At 36.5% G+C, this 22,045-nt stretch carries 19 protein-coding genes; 5 read left to right on the plus strand and 14 right to left on the minus strand.

Annotated elements, in window-relative coordinates; all coding sequences use genetic code 11:
- Positions 1-18 precede the first annotated feature (18 nt).
- The 3 genes from H3T55_RS01250 to spxA all read right to left on the minus strand — a co-directional run bounded on the left by H3T55_RS01250 (position 19) and on the right by spxA (position 2,748).
- Positions 19-1,239 (minus strand): competence protein CoiA, encoded by a 1,221-nt coding sequence (locus tag H3T55_RS01250; protein WP_225533226.1) that lies wholly within the window; start codon positions 1,237-1,239, stop codon positions 19-21.
- 69 nt (positions 1,240-1,308) lie between these two features.
- Positions 1,309-1,959 carry an adaptor protein MecA gene (locus tag H3T55_RS01255; protein WP_087639609.1) on the minus strand — a complete coding sequence of 217 codons (651 nt, stop codon included), beginning with the start codon at positions 1,957-1,959 and terminating at the stop codon, positions 1,309-1,311.
- A 390-nt stretch (positions 1,960-2,349) separates the two neighbouring features.
- Complete coding sequence (gene spxA / locus H3T55_RS01260; protein ID WP_010760718.1) at positions 2,350-2,748, minus strand: transcriptional regulator SpxA; 399 nt, start codon at positions 2,746-2,748, stop codon at positions 2,350-2,352.
- A gap of 362 nt (positions 2,749-3,110) precedes the next feature.
- Here spxA and trpS point away from each other — a divergent pair, with 362 nt between their 5' ends.
- On the plus strand, positions 3,111-4,121 hold the full coding sequence (gene trpS, locus H3T55_RS01265) for a tryptophan--tRNA ligase (protein ID WP_087639608.1): 1,011 nt from the start codon (positions 3,111-3,113) through the stop codon (positions 4,119-4,121).
- Positions 4,122-4,241: 120 nt separating this feature from the next.
- Here trpS and H3T55_RS01270 read toward each other — a convergent pair whose 3' ends face one another.
- Positions 4,242-5,957, minus strand: a complete 1,716-nt coding sequence (locus H3T55_RS01270; protein WP_225533030.1) for an ABC transporter ATP-binding protein — start codon at positions 5,955-5,957, stop codon at positions 4,242-4,244.
- Positions 5,958-6,743: 786 nt separating this feature from the next.
- On the opposite strand from H3T55_RS01270, the gene H3T55_RS01275 reads away from it, so the two are divergent.
- Positions 6,744-7,454, plus strand: coding sequence for an HAD family hydrolase (locus tag H3T55_RS01275; protein ID WP_225533029.1), 711 nt, complete (start codon positions 6,744-6,746; stop codon positions 7,452-7,454).
- Between the two features lie 127 nt (positions 7,455-7,581).
- Here H3T55_RS01275 and H3T55_RS01280 read toward each other — a convergent pair whose 3' ends face one another.
- The 4 genes from H3T55_RS01280 to H3T55_RS01295 form a co-directional block, all read right to left on the minus strand.
- Complete coding sequence (locus tag H3T55_RS01280; protein WP_225533028.1) at positions 7,582-10,782, minus strand: DEAD/DEAH box helicase; 3,201 nt, start codon at positions 10,780-10,782, stop codon at positions 7,582-7,584.
- An 11-nt stretch (positions 10,783-10,793) separates the two neighbouring features.
- The gene (locus H3T55_RS01285; RefSeq protein ID WP_225533027.1) at positions 10,794-13,937 is read right to left on the minus strand and encodes an AAA family ATPase; all 3,144 of its coding nucleotides are present in this window, start codon (positions 13,935-13,937) and stop codon (positions 10,794-10,796) included.
- Between the two features lies 1 nt (position 13,938).
- Positions 13,939-15,078 carry an exonuclease SbcCD subunit D gene (locus H3T55_RS01290; protein WP_225533026.1) on the minus strand — a complete coding sequence of 380 codons (1,140 nt, stop codon included), beginning with the start codon at positions 15,076-15,078 and terminating at the stop codon, positions 13,939-13,941.
- A 136-nt stretch (positions 15,079-15,214) separates the two neighbouring features.
- Positions 15,215-15,835 carry a lysophospholipid acyltransferase family protein gene (locus H3T55_RS01295; RefSeq protein ID WP_225533025.1) on the minus strand — a complete coding sequence of 207 codons (621 nt, stop codon included), beginning with the start codon at positions 15,833-15,835 and terminating at the stop codon, positions 15,215-15,217.
- Positions 15,836-16,047: 212 nt separating this feature from the next.
- Here H3T55_RS01295 and H3T55_RS01300 point away from each other — a divergent pair, with 212 nt between their 5' ends.
- Genes H3T55_RS01300 through H3T55_RS01310 form a run of 3 tightly spaced genes read left to right on the plus strand, consistent with a single transcriptional unit; the run spans position 16,048 to position 17,482 of the window.
- Positions 16,048-16,464: a GNAT family N-acetyltransferase gene (locus H3T55_RS01300; protein WP_225533024.1), complete on the plus strand. Its 417-nt coding sequence runs from the start codon at positions 16,048-16,050 to the stop codon at positions 16,462-16,464.
- Between the two features lie 30 nt (positions 16,465-16,494).
- Positions 16,495-17,229, plus strand: a complete 735-nt coding sequence (locus H3T55_RS01305; RefSeq protein ID WP_225533023.1) for a tRNA1(Val) (adenine(37)-N6)-methyltransferase — start codon at positions 16,495-16,497, stop codon at positions 17,227-17,229.
- Positions 17,219-17,482: a GIY-YIG nuclease family protein gene (locus tag H3T55_RS01310; RefSeq protein ID WP_225533022.1), complete on the plus strand. Its 264-nt coding sequence runs from the start codon at positions 17,219-17,221 to the stop codon at positions 17,480-17,482. The genes H3T55_RS01305 and H3T55_RS01310 overlap by 11 nt, the downstream gene beginning before the upstream one ends.
- Before the next feature lie 30 nt (positions 17,483-17,512).
- Here H3T55_RS01310 and H3T55_RS01315 read toward each other — a convergent pair whose 3' ends face one another.
- The 6 genes from H3T55_RS01315 to H3T55_RS01340 all read right to left on the minus strand — a co-directional run bounded on the left by H3T55_RS01315 (position 17,513) and on the right by H3T55_RS01340 (position 21,860).
- Positions 17,513-18,625, minus strand: a complete 1,113-nt coding sequence (locus tag H3T55_RS01315) for a low temperature requirement protein A (protein WP_225533021.1) — start codon at positions 18,623-18,625, stop codon at positions 17,513-17,515.
- A 142-nt stretch (positions 18,626-18,767) separates the two neighbouring features.
- Positions 18,768-19,316 carry a cysteine hydrolase family protein gene (locus H3T55_RS01320; RefSeq protein WP_225533020.1) on the minus strand — a complete coding sequence of 183 codons (549 nt, stop codon included), beginning with the start codon at positions 19,314-19,316 and terminating at the stop codon, positions 18,768-18,770.
- A gap of 15 nt (positions 19,317-19,331) precedes the next feature.
- On the minus strand, positions 19,332-20,024 hold the full coding sequence (locus H3T55_RS01325) for a 5'-methylthioadenosine/adenosylhomocysteine nucleosidase (protein WP_087639597.1): 693 nt from the start codon (positions 20,022-20,024) through the stop codon (positions 19,332-19,334).
- A 16-nt stretch (positions 20,025-20,040) separates the two neighbouring features.
- On the minus strand, positions 20,041-20,337 hold the full coding sequence (gene macP, locus H3T55_RS01330; protein WP_087639596.1) for a cell wall synthase accessory phosphoprotein MacP: 297 nt from the start codon (positions 20,335-20,337) through the stop codon (positions 20,041-20,043).
- Positions 20,334-20,906, minus strand: coding sequence for an NUDIX domain-containing protein (locus H3T55_RS01335; protein ID WP_087639595.1), 573 nt, complete (start codon positions 20,904-20,906; stop codon positions 20,334-20,336). Before H3T55_RS01335 ends, macP begins: the two co-directional genes overlap by 4 nt.
- Before the next feature lie 264 nt (positions 20,907-21,170).
- A complete protein-coding gene (locus H3T55_RS01340; RefSeq protein WP_225533019.1) occupies positions 21,171-21,860 on the minus strand; it encodes a hypothetical protein in 690 nt (229 codons plus the stop codon).
- Between the last annotated feature and the right edge of the window lie 185 nt (positions 21,861-22,045).

Here is a 22,045-nt window from a genome sequence, read left to right on the forward strand (position 1 = left end):
GAATTATTTTTCATAAATTTATAGTATCATATTTTGATGTGGAGTAGCACTGATTACGCGTTTCTTTTCAATACTTTTCAGCCATTTGTGGATATCGGCAACACAATATTCATTTTCCCCTGCATTTACCTTCCAACCTTTTGACGTTTTGATCAAATACTGGCAATGGATCAAACGACGAAGCAATTGCTCAAAGCAATACGTTTGAATCGATTCTAACGAAATATTGGGAAAATCATAAAATAATTCTGTTGATTTTGCTAATTCAGCCATCAAAGATGCTTTTAGTTCTTCAGGCAAAAAAACATTCTGATCAAAAAACTGTACCCATTTCCAAACGATCAATTTTAACAGCATATCTGATCCGACACAGCAAAAAATATGGAGACCTGGATAATAAAACCAATAAGGCAAATGGAGAATATGAAAATGGTTGTTATATAATTGAGATTGAATCAATCGTACCTGCTCTTCTCTTTTACATAGTTTTTTATTCAGTTCATCATAATAAGCTGAAATCAACTGTCCAGCCTGATATTCTCTGTAATGATGCAGCGCTGCAGTCACGGGAAAATGAATGATTTTAAGAAGAAAATCTGTAAACAGTGGCCAAGTTTTTTTAGCAGAATAGACCCTCTTTTTCCAATCTTCTTCTAAATGAAAGTATAAGGAAAGCTCCTTTTTTTGCCAATCTGCTGCCCATAAATAGAAACCGATGTTTTCAGAATAATAACATAAATTTTTCGCTAGTCCTGTTAAAATATTGAAGTCACGAAGGATCTTTTTCCCACAGATCCAAACAACCTGATACCCCTTATCTCGATAGTTCTTACTTCTTTCGATCAATCTTGATGAACTTAAAGGACTGCATTGAAATTCCACAGCGATCTTTCCGATCAGTAGGTCTGGCCGCTGATTGATTTCCGGCAAATATTTCTCCAATTCATAAGCAAGTCCTTCAGATTCACACCACGCTGCAAACATTTCCTTCAAAGAAAGATGCTCTTGTGTTTCTCCATCTGCGGCAAATGGACAATGACTTCGATTATAATGTGCAAAGTGAGGAATTTTTATACGTCCGTTCTTGATTTGAACAACAGCTTCACAAATAGGGCAAAAATATTGGACTCCTTTTAGCTCGTCTATCTCTTCTCTGGTCTTATGGAGTAATGTGATGAGCTCTTTGTCTTCCGTATATGCATTTAATATAGTGATCACCTCTAATGCTAATATACGCACTTTTTTCAATGATGCACAAAAAAAACTGAAACAGCACACATATTAAGTGCTGTTTCAGTTTCATTGAGTCTATTCAAAGTAATATCTAGTCAATTCCAATGCATTTCTTTCCATAATACACGTACCATATTCATTTAAGGTTTCAGGAGTGACTGTCGATAAACGAGCAAATTCTAATAATTGTGCTAATTCATTTTCCACATCATTTTTCCCTAACTCATCCAGCAAGAAAATAACTTGCAGATAATATGTTCCTTTAAATGTATATAAATTCGCTATCACAGACTGTAGATAAACTTCATTTGCTAATTGAATCATTGTTTCAAAATCATTCAGTTCAAACACTAAATTTTTTACTGTATTATCAGAAAATTCTTGTGTGTCATCAGCAAAGTCATCTTCTATTTGTTTTCGAATAATATTACTCACTTCTTCTGAGCTCAAATCATTAAAATTTTCAAAATTAGAAACATCATCCATCGAAGCATTTTTACTAATAAAAAGTTCTAACCCATCACTTTTTGGCAGAACCTGAAAGGTAACAGCTTCACTGCCTTGAAATTCATCTTCCACATCAACTTCTTCTAGAATGCTGTAGAAAAAATTTTCTACCTCCTTATGATTGCCAAGTAAATCTAAAAACGTAATCCCTCGGTCAGCCAGATCTTCATTGCCAATCAATACCCGTATGGTATTTTCATTGATATGTTCCATTTCCATGTCGCTACACCTCACTTTTGCTTTTCAGGAAACTTATTCTTACGTACATTGTAGCGGAATCACGCCAAATGTAAAGGGAAAAGTAACAATATTTGTAAATAAACTGTTCTCTTATTAATTTCCTTAACTCTAGTAGCATATATGTTTACTTTTCTATAAAAATTTGATTGTTCTATGTAAAAAATTCATGACAGAACCGTTCAGCAACGAGGCTTATGCGTTCAAACTTTCTATATATTTCGTACTTAAAAATTGATGTAATCGAAAAGTAGTGAAACTATACGACATACCTGATATGACAATAATCACTCCTGCTTTCAATGTTTATTCGTTTTTAAAAGGACTGGGTCGTAACTCGTAGAGTCATGTCCCAGTCCCTCTGCTTAAATTTTATAAACCTGCCATTAGTTGCGCTTGACGTAATTCTAACTGCCGAACTCCTCTTGGCAAGAAACGTCGAATTTCATCCTCATTAAAACCAACCTGTAATCTTTTTTCATCAATCATTATTGGCCGACGCAACAATCCTGGATTCTCTTTTACTAATTCTAGTAAATCTTGCAATGGCAGCTCATCCAAATCCATATTAAGTTTTTGGAAGACCTTAGAACGGGTAGATATAATTTCTTCAGTTCCGTCTTCTGTCATTCGCAAGATTGCTTTCAATTCAGAAATATTCAATGGTTCTGAAAAAATATTTCTTTCTTTGAATGGAATCTCGTGTTCTTGCAACCACGCACGAGCCTTACGGCAAGACGTACAACTTGGGGAAGTATAAAGTGTCAACATGTGCATCACTCCTTTTGTGATTAGTAATACTTTTTTAAAACAGGAAATCAAACTGTTTACCTGTTTAATGTAAGTATACCCAATTTCTAATAAAAATACTAGGTCTTTTTTTGAAAAAAAGCATAGTTTTTTCGTTATTTTACGTTTTTTTTTTAATAAGCAAAGATAAATTGCCACTTAGTCACGAAAAAATATAGCGTTTTCACACAGGTGAAAAATGATACAGTTTCCCCTATTATTCTATCTGTATTAGTCCAGAAATTGTGACAATTTAGTTTTTTTCTTTGTTTCCCTGTTTTTTTTTTCTTTTAGCTGTATAATGATAACAATAACGTTTATTAATTGATTAAGGTGGTTACTTTATGGAAACAATTTTTTCTGGCATACAGCCAAGCGGAATACCAACGATCGGTAATTATATCGGTGCAATGAAACAGTTTGTTGATTTGCAGAATCATTATGATTGCTACTTTTGTATCGTTGATGAACATGCGATCACAGTCCCTCAAGATCCTATTAAATTGCGTCAGCAAATCCGCGGCCTAGCAGCTTTATATTTAGCAGTTGGGTTAGATCCTGAGAAAGCAACGATCTTTATTCAATCTGAAGTATCAGCACACGCAGAAGCTGCCTGGATCATCCAATGTAATACAACGATCGGCGAGCTTGAACGTATGACTCAATTCAAAGATAAATCACAAAAAAATGGACGAACTGGTGTGAGTGCCGGTCTTTTGACATATCCGCCGTTGATGGTTGGAGATATCATTTTATATAACGCTAATCTAGTTCCTGTCGGAGACGATCAAAAGCAGCATTTAGAATTGACTAGAGACTTTGTTGAACGCTTTAACAAGCGCTATGGTCAGGCAAACCAAGAATTATTAGTGATGCCTGAGGTCAAAATCGCGGAACAAGGCGGACGCGTGATGAGTTTACAAGATCCAACAAGTAAGATGAGCAAATCTGATACGAATGCTAAAGGATTCATTTCTATGCTGGATGAACCTAATGTGATCCGTAAAAAAATCAAATCAGCGGTTACCGACTCTACTGGAATCATCGAATATGACCCAGAAAATAAACCTGGTATATCTAATCTATTAAGTATTTTCTCAGCGGTGACAGGTCGTCCTGTTGCAGAAATAGTAACTCAATATGAAGGTAAAGGGTATGGTGATTTTAAATCTGATTTAGCCGAAGCTGTTGTTGAGCTACTTGAGCCGATCCAAACTCGCTACAATGAACTATTAGCTTCAGATGAACTAGATGAGATCCTTGATAAAGGCGCTGAACAGGCACGTCTAGTTGCGAATAAGACATTACAACGAATGAAAAATGCGATTGGCTTAGGTAGAAAACCGCGCAGATAAGAACTTGAACCAAGTAGATCGATTGCATAGTTAAGAAATTACTTCTATTCTCAGTGTAGATATGAATTTAGGGTGTGAAGCAAAAGTACAACGACTTTTGCTTCACACCCTTTTTGTTGATCAATCTCTAAACTGTGCATCATGTAAACGACGGTAATGTCCACCTTTTGATAGCAGTTCTTCATGTGTTCCTTCTTCTAGGATTCCTTGATCACTGACGACGATGATACGTGTTGCATGCTTGATCGTTGCTAAACGATGGGCAATGATCATTGTTGTTCTACCTTCAGCTAAAGAATTCAGTGATTCTTGGATGACCTGTTCTGTTTCTGTATCAAGTGCAGAAGTTGCTTCATCCAAAATCAAGATCGGCGGATTTTTTAAAAACATTCGGGCAATTGCTACACGCTGTTTTTGCCCACCTGAAAGCTTGACTCCTCTTTCACCGATCAATGTATCCAAGCCCTCAGACATCTGATCAATCACTTTTTCTAAATGGGCTAATTTGACAGCCGTTTGGATCTCTTCTTCTGTTGCATCTAATTTTCCATAAGCGATATTCTCTCGTATCGTTCCCGGAAATAAAAATACATCCTGCTGAACGATCCCGATTTGACTTCTTAATGAAGCTAAAGTCATATCTTGAATGTTGATTCCATCGATCGTGATATTTCCTTCGCTTACTTCATAAAACCGCGGCAGTAAATTGCAAAGTGTTGTTTTACCAGAACCGCTTTGACCTACAAATGCGACCGTTTCACCAGGAACGATATGCAAATCGATATGATTCAGTACTTTAGTGGAATCTGCATATGAAAATGATACATCCTCATAAATGATATCTCCTGTTAAATGCTCAACAGCTACCGCATTCGGTTTATCTTTGATTGCCGGCTTTTTGTCGATCTCCTCAGTAAAACGTTTAAATCCAGCGATCCCTTTAGGATAACTTTCAATCATGTTATTGACTTTCTCGATCGGACGCACAAAAACATTGGCCAACAAAATGAATCCAACAAAATCACCATTAGTGATCTCACCATTGATCGTATAATACGCGCCAAAAATCAAGGTAAACAGATTGATCAGGCGAATAAGAAAATAATTGTACGCAGAGCTGACACCCATCAATTTATAAAACATGATCTTTGATTGGCGATAAGCCTGATTCAAGCCCTCAAAGCGTTGACGCTCAAAAGGTTCATTTGCAAAAGATTGTGTGACTCTTATTCCACTGACAGAAGCTTCTACGCCTGCATTGAATTCCCCTAGATTGTCATAAATCTTAGTATTGACCTTTGTCATTCTTTTATTGAAAAAGACTAGTGCAATCGTGATGAATGGTAAAAGAACAAACGTTGCTAGCGCCAATTGGACATGAATACGAAGCATTAGATAAAAGGAACCAAGCAATGTCATCACGGTAATGAAAACATCCTCTGGCCCATGATGGGCAACTTCTGAAATTTCAAATAAATCAGTCGTTAAGCGACTCATCAGCTTCCCTGTTTTTTGATTGTCATAATATTCGAACGGCTGAGTCTGTAAATGCTCATATAACTCCCTGCGCATATCCGTTTCAATATTGACCCCTAACTTGTGACCAAAAAATACAACAATATATTGTAAAACTGTGTTTAAAATATAAAAAAACAGTAAGCCTACACAAGCCAATCCGATCAAACGAAAATCACCTTTAGGCATGATTTTGTCGATCACTTGATTGACGACGACGGGAAATGATAATTCTAATAGACCTGCAATAACAGCACAGGAAAAATCTAAGATAAATAAATGCTTATATGGTCGATAATAGCTAAAAAAACGTTTTAACATAAACTCCCTCTTTCTCTTTTTGACTCTTATATATTATACGCAAAGAAAAGCATTGATGCAAAATTTGAAAAAAATACTTCATACTCTACAAAAGCAAAGTAAAAAAACCTTGAGAATAAATTCACATGATAAGTAAAAAAAGAGAAAAAAGTTTATTTTTTAAGCATAAAAAAATGAACGATCGTTATTTTTTAAATGTAGAAAATAATAATTCTATTTTTAAAATTCCTATTACTTAAATAATATATTTCGATTTTTACAATAATAAAAAATAGCTTCTGTGGTAATTAAATTCGTTGAAATAGATAGTTATTTCTTCATGTAGACAACATCATTATGAAAATTTTCTAATAAATTCATCGGTAATATTTTCAGATATAATGAGTATAAATATCAGATAACTACTTCGTACTTCTTATAATTAACTTTAGTTTTAGTTTTTTATACATTTTGCTCCTTGTTATTTCAAATACTTGAAAAGCTGACCAGTATTTGTTAAATTATATACATACATGTACATCATTGAAAAACACCGATAAGTTGCTTATATCTTGGGGAAGATAGGCCTAATCGGTGTTTCTGTTTATATTATACTAAATGTACATTTTTTTTAAAAGCCTTATTCTAAAGAATCTAGCTAACATTCAATAGCAATCAGCCTCCTATTTCAAGAAAATTTGCCTCTAACATTAAAAATTTCTTTCTGTTCTTTTTTCGTGAAATTCGCTACAATGAAAATGAGATTGAAAAAATTTCTGAAAAATATTAAGGAGTGCAACTTTTTTAATGAAAACTATTGTTTTTGATGTGGATGATACGATTTATGACCAACAACAGCCTTTTAGAAATGCGATCAATACAGTTTTTCCTACTGTGAAATCAGATGATATGCATGAGCTTTACATTCGTTTTCGCTTTCATAGCGATGAAACATTTCCAAAAGTAATGTCCAATGAATGGACATTAGACTTTATGCGTTTTTATCGAATCGACGAATCATTGAAAGATTTAGGGTATGCTTCTGTTATAAAAGAAGACGGCATCACTTTTCAAAAAGTATATGAAGAGGAATTAGACAATATCGTCATGCATCCTGAATTAAAAAAAGTCTTTGACTTCTTAAAAAACAAAAATATTCCAATGGGAATCATTACAAATGGACCAACAGATCATCAATATAAAAAAGTAAAACAGCTTCAACTTGAACAATGGGTTCCTACTGATAACATCATTATTTCTCAAAGTACTGGCTTTCAAAAACCAGAAAAAGAAATTTTTGACCTAGCAGCAAAAGAATTTTCTATGGACGCTGCACACACACTTTACGTCGGCGACAGCTTTGAAAATGATATTGCTGGTGCCAAAAACGGCGGCTGGCACTCTCTTTGGTTCAATCATCGTTTAAGAGCCTTACCTGAAAACGAAACACCAACACATCTTCATGAAGTAACTTCATTTGATGAATTGCTGCCAGTCATTCAATCGATATTTTCATAAGGAAATACAAATAGAGCCCGAAACAAAACTAAAAATCAGTTTTGTTTCGGGCTCTATTTACGAGTAAGCTGCTGCTGCGCTCTGATCACATCAGCTGGGACATACAGCTTCATTATTGTTTCCTTTTCTACAACTCTCCAATGCTCAAAATTGCACGAATATCATCTTCGGTCATTTTAGCTAACTGCTCTTCATTCCCTTGAATTACTTTTTGGAATAGTTCCCTTTTCTCCTGTTGAAGTGAATTCATTTTCTCCTCAACTGTTCCTTCGGCAATCATTCGCCAGACCTCAACGACATTTTTTTGTCCAATACGATGTGCACGTCCAGCAGCTTGTTCTTCCACAGCAGGATTCCACCAAAGATCGTACAAAATAACTGTGTCTGCTCCTGTCAAATTAAGTCCAGTACCTCCAGCCTTCAAGGAGATCAAGAAAACGTCTTTTTGACCTGCATTGAAAGCATCCGCCATTTCCATTCGCTCTTTGGGCTTCGTACTCCCTCTTAGATAAAAAGTCGACAGACCTAATTCAGCTAATTCTTTTTCAATAATAGACAGCATGCTGGTAAATTGAGAGAAAAGCAAGACTCGACGATTATTTTCTTTAGCTGCGATCAATAGATCTTTCACTTGTTCAAGCTTACCAGAACCACCAGAATAATCATCAATAAATAAACGAGGATCGCAGCAAATCTGGCGTAATCTTGTCAAGCCTGCTAAAATACTTAAACGATTTTTCTTGAACGCATCTTGATCCATTTGGCTGACATCTTCCTGCATTTGTTTTAGATAAGCCAGATAAACTGTTTTTTGTTCCTCAGTCAGTACACTATACAAATTACTTTCAATTTTTTCAGGTAAATCCTTAAGGACCGTCTGTTTATCCCGACGTAAGATAAATGGTTGAATCATCTTAGCGATTTCTTCCGGCTTCATCGCTCTAAATAATGTACGCGTTGGAAATAGACCAGGTAAAATCATTTGAAAAATCGACCACAGCTCATCTAAATTATTTTCGATCGGCGTTCCGCTTAATGCAAAACGTTGAGGGACTATTAAACTTTTTAGCGCCTGAGCTGTTTTAGTGCCGCTATTTTTGACCATTTGGGCTTCATCTAAGATCAGATAACCTAAATCAAATGCTTGATACATATCGACATCTTGCCTTAAGCTTGCATAAGATGTGATCAAAATATCCAGGTCTTTCTGAGCCGCAATAACTTCTCGCTCTGCTTTGTTGCCGGCGATAACAGCTGCTTCTAGGTCTGGTGCAAACTTCTTGATTTCCGCAGCCCAGTTGTATATCAAACTCGCTGGCGCAACGATCAATGCTTTGCCTTTGATTCTATTTTCTTCTTTTTCAGAAAGCAAATAGGTAATCGTCTGTAGTGTTTTCCCAAGACCCATTTCATCTGCTAAAATACCGCCAAATTGATAATAACTTAGCATCTTGAGCCATTTAAATCCATCGACTTGATAATTTCGTAAAGTTGCTTGAATATTATCAGGTAATTTTGCTTCAAATTCTTCCGGGTGAGTCAGGTTTGCAACCATTTCCTTGAATGATTCTGAAAAATGAGCCCGTGAATTATTTTCCAGCATACTTTCGATCATCAACCCTTGGTTTCTAGGTACTTGAATCGTTCCTTGAACATTTTTCATATTTTGTCTTAACAATGTCAGTATTTCACTGGTTTGTTGAAATTCTTCTGAATCAAATGACAAAATCTCTCCTGATTCTAAGGTATAAAACCGGTCATTCCGTAATAAGCTGGATAAGACTTCATCGATTTCCTGTTCGCGGATACCACTGATATCAAACCGAACATCCAACCAAGAATCAGAATCGGAAACTTCGATCATTGGCTGATGATGTTGAGCATCCAAGAATAATTCTCGTAGTTTTTTCCCCATCCTAACCTCGCCTAGACGTCGGAAAGCAGGAATTTCTGCTTTGAAAAAGTAATACAAACGCTCACCAGCTGGTAATGGTTTTTCATAGGCATCAACACTTTTTTGATAGCCGAATGTGCCAAGCTGCTCAAGGATTTCTTGTTCTTTTTTTCCGTCACGAATCACTTCCTGATTTTCTCCTGAAGCGATAGAATGCGTTTCATCAGTTGAGAAAACAACATCACCATAAGTAAAATCAACTCGAACTTTGATCATTCCTTTGATTTTCCGGAAAATGAAAATTGTTTCCAAAGAATGGTAAACAACTTCTCCTGAGACTTCATCACTGACTGTGACCGTCCCGATTTTTTCTAATAATGGCACAACGGAACCAAATAGATCTGATAACTCGTGTTTTTCATAAATGATCTCAGGCTTTTCGATCCGTTTCAACAATTGCAGCAAGGTAGTATAAATTGACTCTTGCTCCGGTGTAAACAGATAGACTTGATTATCACTGATCCCCCACTGATAATGCGCCAAAAAAGTAGTGATTCGATCATCGATCTTTAATTTATACGTACCATCACTTTGTTTACTAACGTCGAACAAAATCGGTAACGCGCCTCTAGTAAATGTCAAATGACGATATTTTTTCTCTTCATCATTCAGCTGAAAGTAGGGAATATGGGTCATTTTTTCGATCAATTGTTGTCCTTGATCGATCGGTAAAATGAGGTAGCGCTTATCGATCTTTCCTTTCACTTGGACACCATTCGCACCAAGCAGCTGACTTGTTTGATAAACAGCAGCCAATTGCGTCAATAACTCTTGTACTTCGATCGAAAATGCGTCTTTCTTCAAATCAAAGTAGTGCTGTTTATTGACTAAAAAAGTGCCCTCTTTTTGAAAAGTTTGTAAAAATTCACCGATATTTTTGATGATATAGGTCTTCGGTTTGACTCCTTGATACCCCAATCGAAGAGAAACACCTAAAACAGCCAGTTCGGGATAATAATTATTTGTTTCGATCACATCAATAACCACTTCAACAACTAAAGGAATTATTTTTTCCGTTTCAGCTGTTTGATTCAGCTTAGCAAAGCCTTTTGTAAACATTTCAGACATAGATACAGAACGCTTTTCAAACATCTGAGGCTGATCGTCTTTGATGATCCTTGAGGTTCCTTTTTGCCGCAAAGATAACTCAACAGCTACAGTATGTTTACAATAACCATGATCCATCCAGTATGGACATTCGCAGACATCATTTTCCTTTGCTGAACCATCTAATTGTACATGGTATAGTTCATTCCCTAACACTTCAGCATGCCAGAGTTTTCGCTCTGGGTCTTGAACGATCGACAAGACACGTCCTTCTTTCATATAATCTCTACCGCGCTCTACGATACGCTCCGGTATACTCCATTTCATACGTTCACCTCCTATGCCATTTGATAGGTCACTTTACTTTGACCATTCCCATTTGTTTTGATTTGTAACTGTTGTGGAATTCTTGCTTTTAATTCACTTACATGACTGATAATACCGATCATTCTTCCTTCATTTTCAATTGTTTCCAAGGCTTCCATCGCCATTTCTAGCGCTTCTTCATCTAAAGATCCAAATCCTTCATCGATAAAGAGTGCCTCGATCAAAACACCGCCAGCTTGTTCTTGGATGACTTCTGCTAAAGACAAAGCCAACGCTAACGCCGCGATAAAGCTTTCACCGCCAGAAAGTGTATGGGCACTTCGACTCGTTCCCGCATTGTCATCATATACATTGATTTCTAGTCCAGTTTGATTTTTATAACTGCCCGAATCTTGGTTCAGCTCAAACTGATATCGGTTATTCGTCAACAAACCCAAACGCTGATTCGCAACAGTCAATACTTCTTCCAAGTAGGTTTGAAGAACATATCGTTCTAAGCTTGTTTTTCTTGGATTATCGCCATTGATCGTTGCTGATAATTGATGCAAAGCTGTCACTTCTTCCCATTTTTGTTCTACAGAAGCAATCAATTCTTTGATCTGTTTTTCTATATGTTCATTTGTTTGGATTCTTTCTTGTTGTTGATAGTATTGTTCTTCTTTTGACTGAATTTCATTTGATAAAGAAGTAATTTCCGCTTCAACTGCTTCGATTTCAGGTTGTTCCTTATTCTCTAATTTTTGCTCTAGCTCAGCGAGCTGGAAGATCAATTGGTCTTTTTTCTTATCAAATTCTGTCAATTCTTCTGTGATCTTTTCTAGTTTTGGAACTTCCTGCACTAACAAACGCAAACTCTGTTCATCAAAATCAAACATTGATTCACTGATTGCTTGTTCCAGCTGCTTTTGTGACTTTACTTGCTCCGCTAAACTGGCTTCTTTTTCCTTAGCAAGATGAACTGCTGTATTTTTTAAGATCAAATGTGTTTCCTTTACTTTTGACCATTGCTTTTCGATCGTTTCTTTCATTTCTTCCCACTGAGTATACTGTTGTTCTAATTGTTGCTTTTCATTTAGTACCTCTGTTAAAGATGCATCTTCATTTTGTAATTGTTCTGAGATTGTTTTCAATTTTGTTTTAGCTGAAATCTGCTCTTGATTTTTTTCATTCCATTGATTTTCTTGCTCTTTCAACATCTCAATCTGTTGGTCGACAATTGATGCTAATTCAATGCTCTTCAACTTAGCTGATTCAACTTGTACCAATGCCTGATTCAAATCATGAGCTGCTTTTTCGAATTCATCGCTTCCCTTTTTGATCCACTCTTCAGTTATTGGTTCTGATAGTGTCAAGAAGGATATCTTATTTAAGGCTTCTCTCGATAGCTTCAGTTTCTTCTCTTGTTTTTGCAGTTCACTTGTCAGTTCTACCTTACTTGTTTGAGCTTGCGTAAGTTCTGACTGAAGCATCGCTGCAAGTGCTTCTTGCTTTTGTGCCTTCTTCTCCAGCTCATCTAACTGACTTTCCATCATTTGGATTTCTTCAAGTGAAAATTCTTGGTGTTCGTTTTGTATAGGATGTTCAAGAGAGCCACAGACAGGACAAGGTTCTCCCTCAACTAAAAGCAGGCTTAAGCGGCTGATTTGCATTTTTGCCCACTGGCTTTTTTGTTTTTTGACTTGCTCATAAACGGCCGTTTTCGTTTGTTCAGCTTCTGCCAATGCTGTTTTTTTATTGGTGATTTCTTCTCCTAGCCGTTCTTTTCTTTGTTCAAGGCGTTGGTTATTTTCCCAATTTTCGAGAAATATTGCCCACTGCTCCTGACTTCGTTCTAATGTCAGCTGTTCTTTTTCGATCGTTGCTTGCCGCTCAACGATCAACTGTTGTTCCTGATATGCGTGTTGGGTGATGGCTTGCTTCTCTTTGATTTCTGCTAATCGACTATTGATCTTTGCCAAAGTCTGTTGATTTTGCTGAATATCTTTATTTACTTTCTCTTTTTCCTCGTATAAAGGAATTTGAAATTGCAATTTAGTGATTTTTTCTTTTATTTGAGCCATTGCCGCTGCTTGACTTTGACTCGTCTCATGTTCTTTTTTCCAATGCTGTTCTAATTCCTGCTGCTTTTCTTGTTCCAATTGATTGGTCTGTAGTTGCTCCGTATAAGACAAAACTGCCCGATTTTTTTCGTCGATTTTTTCGATGACGCTTTGATGATCTTTGATCCACTTCAGTTGCTGCTCTTCTGTTCGCAGCTTTTCTATCAACTCAGCTGTTTCATCTAATTCGGCCTTTTGTTTTTCTAACAGTGCCTTCTTAGTAAAATCATTGATCAATTCTTCCAACTGAAATTTTTCTTGTTCCTTCGTTTGCTTTTTCTGTTGAAGGATAGTCACAGCTTCTTTAGTTGCTGATTGTTGCTCCAGCATTTCTTTTTGTTGTAGATTCAATCGTGCTAATTGCTGTTCCACCGTTTGTTCAGCTTCTATGTCAGTCAGCCAATATAATTGATCCAATTTAGCCTCAATTGTTTGTTGTGTTGCTTCGATCCCTTTATTGACTTCCTTTAACTGTAGTTTAAGCTGTTCATTCAAGGTCTGATATAAACGAGTGCCAAAAAGATTTCTCAACACCTTTTCTTTATCACTACTATTTGCGATTAAAAAGGTGCGAAATTCTCCTTGAGGTAAAAGCACGATCTGAGCAAATTGGTTAGCATCTAAATGAAGCAATTCCTGAATAAAAGTATCAACTTCACGTCGCTTGGTATACTCTCTAAGTTCTTTGCCTTTGTGATCTTTAACCACCAATGAAATCTTGGCACTCTGTACTCTAGTACCATCCCCGCGTTTTTTAAATAGTTCCTGTTCAGGCTTTCGTAGAATATCATAAACATGGTCTCCATGTGAAAAAGTCAAATGAACTTCCGTTGGTTCAGAAGGATCTGCAAATGTTGAACGCATTTCTTTTCCCTGCCGCAGCTTTCCAGAGCTTTCGCCAAACAAAGCATAGCTTAACCCATCAAAGATCGTTGTTTTTCCAGCTCCTGTTTTACCGCTGATCAAAAATAATGAGGAATCTTCAAATCGGCTAAAATCGATCGTTTCGTCAATAAAAGGGCCAAAGTTTTTCAATGTTAATTTTAATGGTTTCAACTTATTTCCCTCTTTCTGATTGATGGATTTCAGCTAATTGTTCTTTGATCCATTTTTGCTGTTGACCAGTTGGTTCTTCACCAGTGACTTCTGAAAAAAACTGTTCGACCAATTGATTTGGTGCTAGTTTTTTTAATCCAGCTTTGGTTGTTGTCTTTGCCGTTTGGTCTTCTCTTCCATACAGACGTTCAACACCAATGATTCTAGGATACACTTGTCTTAATTGATTCATCATATTTGGAATAACCGCGCGATCTGTCAATTGCACATGAAGATAATCATCTTTTTGGATCGTTTCATAAAATTCAGGTGAGATCAGTTCCTTGAAACTCCCTTCTATCTGTATGATGTCCCTTACCGGTTGAATTTCTTTGAATTCAAGCGCTAATTTTTGAACGTCGATATCTACGAGCCAAACCCCTTTTGTCTGATTCAGCTCAGATAATGAAAACTTCAACGGCGAACCGCTGTATCTGGCAGTTTCTGATTGAAGAGCATTTTTCCCATGAAGATGGCCTAAAGCGACATAATCAAATGCATCCAGTGTTGCTAATGGTACGGTATCTAGTCCGCCAACCATCAATTTTGTTTCTGAATCTGTTTTTTCACTGCCAGCCACAAAAAAGTGACTAACTAAAACATGCGCCTTCTCCGGATCAAAATGCATGGTCATTTCTTTGACGACTTCTTTCATTGCCTGTTCGATCGTTCTGATTTCTTCATTTTCAAAATACAAACGAGCAGAAATCGGCTCAAAATATGGCAATAGAAAAAATTGAGTATCGCCCATTTCGATTGGCTGAAATGCTTGCTCTAAGCGTGTATGTAAATAAAAATCAGACTGTACAAACCAAGGGCCGCCCGTTTCTAGACGAGTACTGCTGTCATGATTTCCCGAAATAGCTAAAATTGGCAATTTTTCCTGCAAATTCATTTCAATGACCATCTGATTGAAAAGTTCAATTGCCTCCACCGCTGGTACAGAACGGTCATACAAATCTCCTGCAATAACGATTGCGTCAACTTTTTCAGTTTTTGCAATTTGCAAAATTTGGTCAAATGCAGCTTTTTGGTCCTCTAATAAATCAAATCCATGCAGTTTCTTGCCAATATGCCAATCGGCTGTATGTAAAAAACGCATTCCTTCACCACCTAAAAAAAGTCCTTCTCACTATTATACCAAATTTATGGAAAAAGAGGTCATCCAAATGTATTGTAATTATTAAAATTGCATCAAAAAAAGAACCAAAACCTATTTAGGTTTCAGTCCGCTTGTTTTACTCTTTGATTTCATATTTGAAGTTCGGATCGATTTCTTTATCTAAACTATCAAACGCATTTTGCATTCTTCGCTCAACTTCAGCAATACCCTCTTTATCCATTTTTGGAACATCACTGATATCGATCGGCTCTCCAAATCGCACAGTGACACGACGACGCTTGAACAAGTCTTTTAATGTTAATGGTCCTTGATAAACTGCTGGAACGATTTTGACTTTCGCCATTTTGGCGATCAAAGCGACGCCGCCTTTTAGTTCAGAAGAATGTCTCGTCCCGCTCGGAAACATGATCAAACTTAAATCTGTGCTTTTCAAACTTTTGACTGGTGTTTTGATCGCACTTGGTCCTGGCTTATCCCGATCGACCGGAAAAGCATTGGCGTGACGCAGGATGAAGCTTAAAATACCATTTTTAAATAGTTCTTTCTTGGCCATAAAGCTAAACTTTTTAGGTGAACCGCCAACAGCCAAATAAAGAGGCTCCCACCACGTTCTATGAGGTGCAACTAAAATATAATTTTCATTTTGAGGAATACGGTCTTTTTTTTCATAATGAGCATTGCCATTGATAATAAATAGCACAACACGCACAATACCGCGCATAAATGTAAAAAACATAATTTTCTTCCTTTCTTTTCACTAGTTATAAGTATGCCGAAAGCTTTGGCGTTTGACAAGTCTTTTTCTTTAGTTTCTTATGATTCTTAATCGTAGTATAATACAATGATTTTAGTGATTCCATCAAAGTGTCTTTTACATTAATAATCACTGTCAAGTCTTTCTATTTCAGCATAATTACTATATAATCTAAGAAAAATGGAGGCTATCTTATGGTTGAATTCAAACAACTGGCACTTAGTGAAAATGAAGAGAAACTGATCGAACTGCTTTCTGAAAATCAACTTGAAGAGAAACAAATTCCTTCTGAAGCAAATTGTGATTTTTCATTGGCGCTTTACGACGATGGACATTATCTTGGCGGAGTCACAGCAAATAAATGGATGAACATCACACATATTTCTCTACTTGCGCTTGTCAAAAGTGCCCGCGGAAAAGGTTATGGAACAAAGCTTTTAAAAAAGGCTGAAGCTTTTGCTGCAGAAAAAGGAGTATCTGTCATTACGATCCATACACAAGATTACCAAGCAAAAACATTTTATGAACAATTCGGTTATTCCGTTTTTGGAAAACTAGAAGATGTTCCATTTGAAGGAACAACAAAATTTTATTTAATGAAAAAAATTTAATTATAATCTACTTAAAGGAATGAACAATACATGCTATTACCAGGTGAACGAATCGATCAATTATTTGCTGATGATATCCAGATCATCCAAAGTAAAGAGGTGTTTTCTTTTTCGATCGATGCTGTCTTGCTGGCAAATTTTCCAAAGCTTCCTAAAAAAGGAGTAGTCGTAGACTTATGTGCCGGTAATGGTGCTGTGGGTTTATTTGCCAGTAGAAAAACAGACGCTAGAATCATACAGATCGAACTTCAAACACGCTTGGCCAATATGGGACAGCGTAGTATCCAGCTTAATCAGCTAGAACAACAGATGACTATGATCGAACTAGATCTAAAAAAGGCAACAACAGCGGTCAAGCCAGACTCTGTCGACCTTGTTTTATGTAATCCTCCTTACTTTAAGGAACTGCCAACCAGTCAGAAAAATCCTAATCCTCACCTAGCGATCGCTCGCCATGAAATTCATACGACGTTAACTGAAGTCGTTGAAGTCTCTTCAAAGCTATTAAAAACTAACGGACGCTTAGCGATGGTTCACCGTCCTGATCGCTTTTTAGATATTTTACATGCGATGGAAGCTGCTGATATTGCACCTAAACGAGTTCGATTTGTCTATCCGAAAGTTGGAAAAGAGGCAAATGCATTATTGATCGAAGGAATCAAACAAGGAAAGAAAGATGGTTTTCGTGTTCTTTCTCCTCTATTTACTTACGATGAAGAAAATAATTATTTACCAGAAATGAAGGCGATGTTATATGGAAACTGAACACTACTTTTACGTTCTTCATTGTAAAGATGATACTTACTATGGCGGTTACACAACTGATCCTGATCGCCGCCTGAAAGAACACAATAGCGGAACTGGCGCAAAATATACGAGGCTTGCTTCACGTATACCTGCACAAATGATCCACATCGAAAAATTTACCAGCCGCAGCGAAGCAACTAAGGCAGAGTATGCCTTTAAAAAATTGACTCGTAAACAAAAAATAGCCTATTTAAACAAAAAACATCCTTGATCAAAAAAACTGATCAAAGATGGTTTTTATTTATTCAACTTGCATTTTCAACTCCTGCTTTACCTTATAAAGGAAGAATAATAAGAAAATAATATTCACAAGTAAGAACGGAGCTGTATAATCTTGCAACAGCAACCCTATCACCACCCAGCCGACAAAATAAAGAATATTTTTACTGATGAAAGGGAGATAATTGTACTCTTTTTTCGTATAGATGACCATATTGACAAGCGTACCGCCCAGGAAACAAATTAGACTTGCCGCTAAACACAGAACAAAAAACAGTGGATCGATCTCACCTTTTACGTAGTTTTCATATAAGACGATCGATAGTTCCAATCCAGCAAATACAAAATAATGAGAATGGATCAAGACCAGCCCTGCCGTAGTTTTTTGCCGATCGATCCCAGATTTATAGATCGTATTATAAAATAGAAACATCACAACGATCAATAAAAAGAACAAGACACTGCTAAACTGAATATCATTAAATAAAATCGTACTGGCAACAGCAATCACAGCCTCACCAAACAACAGTAAGGTAAATAAACTGTAGCGCTCAGTCAAATGTTCAAAGTTGGTTGGAAAATCCAATAATGCTTTTTTTGTCAAGATCGGGAAAAAAGCGGTGATAAAAATTGAAAATGCATAGATAGCAAAACGAAGCCAATAGCTTCCAAACGGCAGTATTGAAATGAATCCGAGCACTCCACTTACGACTAAAACTACCGCCAATTGAATACATAACTTTTTAATAATTTCATTATCTGTACTTTTCATTTTCAAGTAATACTGCAAAGCAATACTAAAAAACAAAATAGAGGTCGCGCCTGCAAATGTAAAATGAGTTCGCTCAAAATCAACATTGATCGACTGCGCTAAAATAATGACCCAAAACATATCAAAAAACAAAAAAAGAGCACTTAACTTATTTTTGATCGAAAAACGATTCGCAAAAACGGTTTGGTAAGTCCAAATCGTCCAAAAAACAAGCGTCAGCATCAAAAATTCTCCAAGGCTTTTGAAAGACAACAGGTGATCTGTTCCGACAAGTAAAATAGAGGCGATTTTACTAATAGCATACGCAAAAATCAAATCATAAAACAATTCAAACTCAGTCACTTCTTTTTTTAGTACCTGCATTTGATCACTTCCATTCTGATTTAATAAGTTCTCCTGTTCTTTATTATTATAATGGTTCTTTTACCATTAATACAAAAATAGTGATCTTTAGAATAAAAAAACGGTTATGAAACTTCTTTCTATCGTTTCATAACCGTTTTTTTTATTCAATTATTTGAGCACCTAATGTTTGTTTAAAATGTTTTAAAGCCCACTCATGACCTACTGGATCAAAACTGGCGACTGCTGATTTATGCACAACAATTTGATACCCTAAATTATACGCATCTACTGCCGTATGCAGAACGCAAATATCTGTACAAACACCTGTCAAATGAACTTCTGTGATCTTTCTCTCACGTAAACGGATATCTAAATCCGTCCCGCTGAATGCAGAATAATGGCGCTTATCGATCCAATAAACATTTGACTGATCCGAGCTTTGTTCATAAAGATCAGCAAGTGCTCCATACAACTCTCTGCCCGTTGTACCCTTGAGATTATGGGGAGGAAACAGCTCTTTTTCAGGATGATATCGATCTTTTGTATCATGGCAGTCTATTGCATAGACAACAAAATCATCATTTTCAGTAAATGTTTTTGTCAATTCGACTAATGCGGATTCAATCGCTTGTCCAGCCTGCCCTGTTGTCAAAGCGCCCTCATTGGCTACAAAGTCCTTAGTGTAATCAATAGAAATCAGTGCTTTCATCGCTATCCCTCCAATTTAGACAAGATGTTCTACAAAATGAATCACCATTTGAGCAGATTTCTCGCCTGCTTCTTCAATGAACTCATCAAACGTTTGACTTGCCTCATGATCAGCCGTATCACTGATTGCCCGAACAACTAGGAACGGAATCTTGAATTGTGCCGCAGCTTGAGCAATAGATGCCCCCTCCATTTCACAAGCTAATGCCTCTGGAAAGTCTTGAAGGATTTTTTGTACTTTTACTTTATCGTTGACAAATGAATCGCCTGTAACGATCAGTCCATGTCGAACGGACATTCCAGTTTTTTCTGCAGCTTTTTTCATTTCTAGCTTCAAATATTCACTGCACTCATAGTATAAAGGCATGCCAGGCAGCTGTCCTGGTGCATAACCGAAGCCAGTGACATCAACATCAAAATAAGCTAATTTATCAGAGATCACTACATCACCAACTTTTAACCCTGATCCTATACCGCCGGCTGAGCCAGTATTTATGACCATGTTTACTCCGTATTGGTGGATCAAAAGCGTTGTCGTAACTGCTGACAATACCTTACCGATCCCCGAACGTACAACGATTACTTCATGACGCCCTAAAGACCCTGAGACAAAAAGTGCTCCTGCTCTTTCCCACGAACGAGTATCTGATAATTTTTCCTTTAAAATTTTTACTTCCTGATCCATCGCACCGATAATACCGATTTTCATACTGATTACCTCTTTTCTATAAATTCAATACAATAAATATCACGATCGCAAGTAAAATGGCAACAACAATAATCGCTTTCGTCAATGTGCTGCTCCGTTCGCGGATTTTTGTCTGCTCATTTGATCGGCTTTTTGTGATTTCCTTTTGCTTTTTATGTTCTTTGCGGTAAAAGCTGGAAATTTCTTTTTCCTTTTTACGGTATTCTTTATCCGCTTCTTTTTTTTGTTGTTCCAAATATTTCTGTTCTTCTCTTTCAGCCTCTTCTTTTCGCTTTCGTAATTCTGTCCGAGTGACCAGCGGACCTTTGCTCATCGTTTATCCTCCTTTAGCTGCTGCAATTCCCAATATTGTACAGCAAAGATTGTTTTGGCATCGCAAATCAATCCGCTAGCGATTTCAGCTTTTGCCTCAGCTAATGTTAATGTATATAATTCTATCACTTCATCATCATCTAATGGACGAGGATTAGGAACTTTTTCAAGTTGTTCAGCAAAATAAATATGAAGTAGTTCATTCGCAAAACCCGGTGAGACATACATAGAGTTTACAAAAGAGAACTTATTTGCACGATAACCTGTTTCCTCTTCTAACTCTCGCTCAGCTGTTTCTTTAGGATTATTCTGTTCTCCAGGATCGATTTTGCCGGCAGGAATTTCCAAAGTAACTTTTTCCAGTGGTTTTCGATATTGTTTGACCATGATCATTTTATTATCTTCTGTGATCGGAATGACTGCAACAGCACCTGGATGAAACACTAATTCTCGTTTTCCCGTTCCTCCATCAGGCAGTTGAACATCATCGACGACGACCTCAATGATATGACCTTTAAATATTTCATTTCTGGAAATCGTTTTTTCTTCAAAATCTTCAAAATTCATCATACTGTTCACCAATCTTTCTATCGATATCATACCTTAATTTTGAAATTTTATCACTTCTGCTTCTTTTTGTGAATCCTTTCTCTCAATTAAGTGCTCATTTATGCGCAATTCACATGATTTATTAACAATAACTTAGGACTTTCGCTATCAGTTACAATTATACCAGTAATTAGTCTTAACAAACTTTTTTTCGATTTTACTCGCTAAAATAAAAAAAGAAGGGAAACAAGACGCTCGTTTCCCTTCTTCTCTATAAAAACTTTTTTATAATTCTGTCAATGATTTCATAAGCTTGATCATATCAGGCTCATTCTCCTTCTTTGTACTTTCTAAAGTCCAGCTGATACATTGAAGGTAGTGGTCTTCGCTTTCCATTAAATCATACATGTAATAAACTTCTATACCGTCTTTCGTTGCAGTGAACTTACGGCGTTCACCTTTCATCCCGTTATATTTGATCGATTCTTTTTTCTCATTCGATATCTCTCCTAAATCAGAAATATCGACTGATTTTTTAAACGCAGAAAAATTTTCAAAATCTTTTTTGGCTTCACTTAACACAATATAATAGGTTTCTGTATTCGAATTTTTCACGCTAATATCTGCATTATCACTCAATTCTTTTGTCTCGATAGTCTCCCATCCTGTTGGAAGCTCTACTTTAAAGTCACCATTACTTGTCTTGATCACTTCTACTTTGCCCTTGTCTTCAGTAGAAGATTGTGTTGTTGTTTCTGTCGCTTGTTTATTTTCATCTATTGTACTGCTTGTCTCAGTGCTATCTCTGGGTTCATAAAACACTTCATCGCCTTCATAGGAAACAGATTCCTCAATGCTGGAACTTGACTCTTCTTTATAGGCATCCTCTATTATTTCTACCTCAGCTTTACGCCCAAAACAACCTGTGAGCATAAACCCTACAAATAAAAGCGGTATGATATTTTTTATCTTCACTGTATTTCTCCTTTATACCAAATCATTATTATCCATTATACCCTATGGTTTTGCTTTTTTCTCAGATTTCTTTTGACTTTTTTGTGAACAGGATGCATCATTCTACATCCTAAGTAGTAAAAAACAGCTGAATTCACTTGTCATTTCTTACATTTTCTCTAAATATTAAAATCCATCTTTGGACT

It is taken from the genome of Enterococcus sp. S22(2020), assembly GCF_020295385.1.
GTDB classification, from domain to species: Bacteria; Bacillota; Bacilli; order Lactobacillales; family Enterococcaceae; genus Enterococcus_L; species Enterococcus_L dunnyi.

Excerpts from the sequence above, each read along its gene's own strand:
- H3T55_RS01255 (WP_087639609.1), bottom strand. The coding sequence starts at position 1,959 with ATGGAAATGGAACATATCAATGAAAATACCATACGGGTATTGATTGGC.
- spxA (WP_010760718.1), bottom strand. The coding sequence starts at position 2,748 with ATGTTGACACTTTATACTTCCCCAAGTTGTACGTCTTGCCGTAAGGCT.
- trpS (WP_087639608.1), top strand. The coding sequence starts at position 3,111 with ATGGAAACAATTTTTTCTGGCATACAGCCAAGCGGAATACCAACGATC.
- H3T55_RS01270 (WP_225533030.1), bottom strand. The coding sequence starts at position 5,957 with ATGTTAAAACGTTTTTTTAGCTATTATCGACCATATAAGCATTTATTT.
- H3T55_RS01275 (WP_225533029.1), top strand. The coding sequence starts at position 6,744 with ATGAAAACTATTGTTTTTGATGTGGATGATACGATTTATGACCAACAA.
- H3T55_RS01280 (WP_225533028.1), bottom strand. The coding sequence starts at position 10,782 with ATGAAATGGAGTATACCGGAGCGTATCGTAGAGCGCGGTAGAGATTAT.
- H3T55_RS01290 (WP_225533026.1), bottom strand. The coding sequence starts at position 15,078 with ATGCGTTTTTTACATACAGCCGATTGGCATATTGGCAAGAAACTGCAT.
- H3T55_RS01295 (WP_225533025.1), bottom strand. The coding sequence starts at position 15,835 with ATGTTTTTTACATTTATGCGCGGTATTGTGCGTGTTGTGCTATTTATT.
- H3T55_RS01300 (WP_225533024.1), top strand. The coding sequence starts at position 16,048 with ATGGTTGAATTCAAACAACTGGCACTTAGTGAAAATGAAGAGAAACTG.
- H3T55_RS01305 (WP_225533023.1), top strand. The coding sequence starts at position 16,495 with ATGCTATTACCAGGTGAACGAATCGATCAATTATTTGCTGATGATATC.
- H3T55_RS01310 (WP_225533022.1), top strand. The coding sequence starts at position 17,219 with ATGGAAACTGAACACTACTTTTACGTTCTTCATTGTAAAGATGATACT.
- H3T55_RS01315 (WP_225533021.1), bottom strand. The coding sequence starts at position 18,625 with ATGCAGGTACTAAAAAAAGAAGTGACTGAGTTTGAATTGTTTTATGAT.
- H3T55_RS01320 (WP_225533020.1), bottom strand. The coding sequence starts at position 19,316 with ATGAAAGCACTGATTTCTATTGATTACACTAAGGACTTTGTAGCCAAT.
- H3T55_RS01325 (WP_087639597.1), bottom strand. The coding sequence starts at position 20,024 with ATGAAAATCGGTATTATCGGTGCGATGGATCAGGAAGTAAAAATTTTA.
- macP (WP_087639596.1), bottom strand. The coding sequence starts at position 20,337 with ATGAGCAAAGGTCCGCTGGTCACTCGGACAGAATTACGAAAGCGAAAA.
- H3T55_RS01335 (WP_087639595.1), bottom strand. The coding sequence starts at position 20,906 with ATGATGAATTTTGAAGATTTTGAAGAAAAAACGATTTCCAGAAATGAA.